Source organism: Dyella sp., assembly GCF_036568765.1.
Classification (GTDB): Bacteria; Pseudomonadota; Gammaproteobacteria; order Xanthomonadales; family Rhodanobacteraceae; genus GSA-30.
Map to the genome: position 1 here is coordinate 1 of NZ_DATCRY010000286.1, position 4,016 is coordinate 4,016.

The following is a 4,016-nucleotide window of genomic DNA, read 5'->3' on the forward strand; positions in this document are numbered from 1 at the left end:
CGCCTGCATGGGCAGGGCAAGTTCAATGAAGCTGCGACCGCGCGAGCCGGTCAGGGTCTCGAAGCCGTACGGGACACGGCCGTGACCGACGCGAAAGCGACCGAAGTCTTTATCGAACAGCCAGGAAGTTTGCGCGGTGAACGTAACGTCCAGCCAGCGGTGCGACTGGAATTCGTGGTAGATGAAGATGGACCATCGGTCCTTTGCGGTCAGCCGTGCGCCGAATTCCTTGCGACGGATGGCTTGCGCGCTCTGATCGTGCGAGCGGTTGAAGTCATAGGCATAGTTACCCGTGGCCCGAAGACGCAGGTCGCCCCAATCGACCGTGGGCGACCAGCCATCCGCATTGCCCCAGGCGACGCAGGGGAGCAGCCAGAGTAATCCGGCGCGAAACTTCCTTGTCATGCTGCTTCCGATGACGCATGAGACTTAGTCAAGATCGTAGCGGACAGCCAGATCGGGACTATCCGACTCGCGCGTGGAAGGGCTGCGATTTTGGCCTGTTGCGGTGCAAGCTCAGGCTTACGCAAAGTACCTGATGTCGTTTACGTTGCGCCGCAGCAAAAGACGATACGTTAGGCCGGCGTACGCGATGCGGCGATCGCCTGGAATATTTGGCGCACATAGTCCAGCAACGCAGGCGTGACGAACGAACCGGCCAACAGTTCGGGCTCGTTTTCATGCGCTTGTCGGAAGCGCCTATGGGTAGCCGGATCGTCGCCGGCATAGCCGCGAAACAACTCCAGCCAGCGCTGCGCCAATGTCATGGCCGCCGGTGCGTCGGCTGGCGTACCAGCCGCGATTTCGCGCTGAAGTGCGGCGATCAGCGGCGGCCAGTCGTCCATCTGATCGAGGTAATGCGCGCGAGCGAAGGCCAATTCCTCGGGCGTGAGGTATCGGGCGTAGATCGCCATGCGGGCCTCCATGACTGCTCGCCGTACGAAGCGATGAACTTCGGGCGTGATACGGCTCAAGGCCTGCAGCGCAGGTTCCTGGGTATACATCTTGTCCAGGCGATTGAGAAAGTCGGCGTTGCCGCCGGTGTCACGGCCGAGCATCGTCATCCAGCGTAGCGCGAGGATCTGCGCCTCATGGGCATCGGGCGGAGTGCCACGGTCGACCAGGCTTTGTATCATGCCGACCATCGCGACCCATTCGGCTTGGGAGTCGGCCTGGGTCAGCATCGGGAAGCGTTGCAGTTCTTCGGGAGAAAAATACTTTTCGTACATGGTCATCAGTTCCAGCGTATCCAGCCAATGGGCCAGGTCGGGGGACTGTCCAGTGACTAATTGCTCACGCAGCGCGATCAACTGGCGCTTGAGGCGCTGTGCTTGGGTCAGCTCGCATTCGATCTGCGCGAGCTGGCGGTCGATCACCTCGGTGAGCGGCATATCGGACCCGGACAGGGCGGTACCGATGTCGGCCAGCGACAGCCCCAGGCGGCGTAGTGCCTGGATGCGGTGCAGGCGTTCGATGTCCTGGCGGCCATACAGCCGATAGCCGGCATCGGAGCGCGATGAAGGAACCAGCAGACCGATCGCGTCGTAGTGGTGCAACGTGCGCACAGTCAACCCGCAACGCTTGGCCAGTTCGCCGACGCTCAACAGCATGTGGTGCTCCTCCATCGTGGCTGGAGCGATAACTTATGGGCTGACGTTACGTGAGGGTCAAGGGGCTGAGCTAATCGAGTTGATAGGAGAAGCTCAGACCGTACCGGGGGTAGTTGTTGCCTGGGATATGGTTGCCGATCGCCTGGGCAGCAGAGAAATCCACGCTGTAGTGCTTGCCGTCGCTCAGGCGCAGGCCGAGCGCGGCCGTGCGCAAAGTATCCAGGGGCAGTTCGGTACCGTGCAGATAGACACGGGAAATCTGCGCGACAGCGTATGGGGTCAGCGACCTCAGCCAGGATAGTCGGGCGACGAAAGGGCGGTTGAGTTCCGCCGATGCGCCCCAGCCACTGTCGCCGGAAATGCTGCCGGGATCGTAGGCGAGGCCGAAGCGCGGTCCGCCGAAGCTGATCTGTTCGCCCGAGGGCAAGTGGTTATGGCTGTACTGTCCGGTGACGCTGAGCACGGTACCCCAGTGCTTGCCCCAACTGTCGCTTTGCGTGGCGGTGATGCCGTAGCGAGTAAAGCGGGTGTCGGTCAGCTGGTTGGCAACGACAGGCACGTTGCTCAAGGTTTCGGACTGAGCGCCGAGGATGTTCAGGCCCTGGCCGATGTTCATGCTGAGCTTGCGGACGCGTCGCGCGCTGGCTTCCACGAAATCGAGGTCCATATGCAGCACCCGCACACGCGTGCGCAACTGCAGCGACACGCCGGTGAGATTGTTGAAATACATATCGTCCTGGTTGGAGCCGTACAGGCCGAGGCCGGCAACCAGGCTGCGCGCAGGACTGAGCAGGATCGGATACGTGAAACCGCCACCCAGGCGATCCTGGCGCAGGCGATGGCGCAGGTAGGCAGGCAGGGCGTTGTCGTCGATGTCCGGGTCGCCATAAAAATGGAAGCCGTCGAGCTTGAGCATCAAGCCGTCCGAGCCAAGCATCTGCGAATAGCCTCCAGCATAGAGTTCCTGCTGTCCGCGGCCGTGAGGATAGATCAGCGAAGCGGTGATCTGCTCGGCCATCGTCGTTATGCCATTGAGCATGCCGTTGATCAGGCCCTGCACACCTGGATGGTTGAAATCGACGCCGCTGCTGGCATTGAAGCGCTTGCGCTGCACGTTCAATTGCAGGCGCGTGGCGCCATCGGTGGTTGTCGGTGCAGGTACGTTCGCGGCGATCTTCGCGCCCGGCAGCATGCCCAGTATCTGCAAGTAGCGTTCGAAAGTAGTGCGCTTGAGCGGGCGGTCGCGGGTGATGTGTGCCGCTATCGCGCGAATCTTGCGTTCCATGTTGCCGGGTGCTCCGGCGATATCGACTTCGGCTACGTAGCCTTCCACCGCCATGACTTGCACGACGCCTTGGTCGAAGCGTTGTCCAGGAATGAAGCAGAACGACAGCGCGTAACCGCGCTGCTGGTAAAGTTTGGTGCAAGCGTCGGCTGCGGCGACAAGTTCGGCGACAGTGACCGCCTTGCCTGTCAGTGGCTTGAACAGAGCGGCGACATCGTTGAAGGGGATCGAGCGTACGCCAGCGATATCTACACGGGTGGGCACGATCTGGCTGGCGAGCAGCGTCTGCAACGCTGTGTTCGATTGCTGCTGCACGTTGAGCGTGATACTCGGTGTCGTGGACGGTGTTTCCACGCGTGGGAGTGTCTGCAATGGGTTAGCAACCGGTGGTCGCGCCTGTCCCCACGCATTGGCGGCCACAATCGCCGCCAATGCCGCACTCAGCCGTTTCCTCATAGGGCTCGCTCCTGCAAGGCGTGACCGTGCGCATGCGGGCACGGCGAGCGCGCAAAGCCTCTTGCGAAGAGGCGGCCTTGCGGCCGCCTCTTTAGTTCGCATCGCTTACTTCTTGTGGCCGCCGAGGATGCCGCCTAAACCGCCCAGCAGGCCGCCTTGGTTCTTGCTATCGCCGCTGCCGCTGTTGCCGCTCAGGCCCAGGCCGCCAACCGCGCCGGTGACACCGGTCAACTCCGCAACGCCGGTCGTAGCGTTTGCTACACCGTTGACGACGGTGTTGAGTGTCTGCGTTACCGGTTGCAAGGGGCCGCTATTGACCGCACCGGTCACGCCGGTACCGACATTCGACACGGCCCCGCCCACCGTGCTTACGACGTTACCTACACCGGTCGTGAGGGGGTTAAGCGGCGCCAGTTCGCCGGTTCCGATGCTCCCAACGGTGTTGCCGACGCCGGTCACCGTCTGACCTGCGCCGACAACGCCATTGCCGGTGCCGGCCAACGTGACAGTCACCGGGTTGGCGATGCTGCCCGATTGTCCCAAGCCTGCCGTAATACCACCGCCAACGGTGCTCACCGCGCCGCCGAGTGTCTGGACCGTGCCGCCGAGCGCTTGCGCGGTCGGGCTGTCGCCTCCGGGCAGCGGTGCGGATGCAATGCCGCCGC

At 62.5% G+C, this 4,016-nt stretch carries 4 protein-coding genes; all 4 read right to left on the bottom strand.

Annotated features, from left to right (window positions below; genetic code table 11):
- The coding region (locus tag VIM98_RS18280) for a porin (RefSeq protein ID WP_331994534.1) at positions 1 to 405 on the bottom strand (405 nt) is incomplete at its 3' end.
- A 170-nt stretch (positions 406 to 575) separates the two neighbouring features.
- A complete protein-coding gene (locus VIM98_RS18285; protein WP_331994535.1) occupies positions 576 to 1,610 on the bottom strand; it encodes a MerR family transcriptional regulator in 1,035 nt (344 codons plus the stop codon).
- Between the two features lie 70 nt (positions 1,611 to 1,680).
- The gene (locus tag VIM98_RS18290) at positions 1,681 to 3,351 is read right to left on the bottom strand and encodes a ShlB/FhaC/HecB family hemolysin secretion/activation protein (RefSeq protein WP_331994536.1); all 1,671 of its coding nucleotides are present in this window, start codon (positions 3,349 to 3,351) and stop codon (positions 1,681 to 1,683) included.
- A gap of 105 nt (positions 3,352 to 3,456) precedes the next feature.
- Positions 3,457 to 4,016, bottom strand: a 560-nt coding sequence (locus VIM98_RS18295) for a collagen-like triple helix repeat-containing protein (RefSeq protein WP_331994537.1), incomplete at its 5' end; no start/stop codon positions are given.

Excerpts from the sequence above, each read along its gene's own strand:
- VIM98_RS18290 (WP_331994536.1), bottom strand. The coding sequence starts at position 3,351 with ATGAGGAAACGGCTGAGTGCGGCATTGGCGGCGATTGTGGCCGCCAAT.
- VIM98_RS18285 (WP_331994535.1), bottom strand. The coding sequence starts at position 1,610 with ATGCTGTTGAGCGTCGGCGAACTGGCCAAGCGTTGCGGGTTGACTGTG.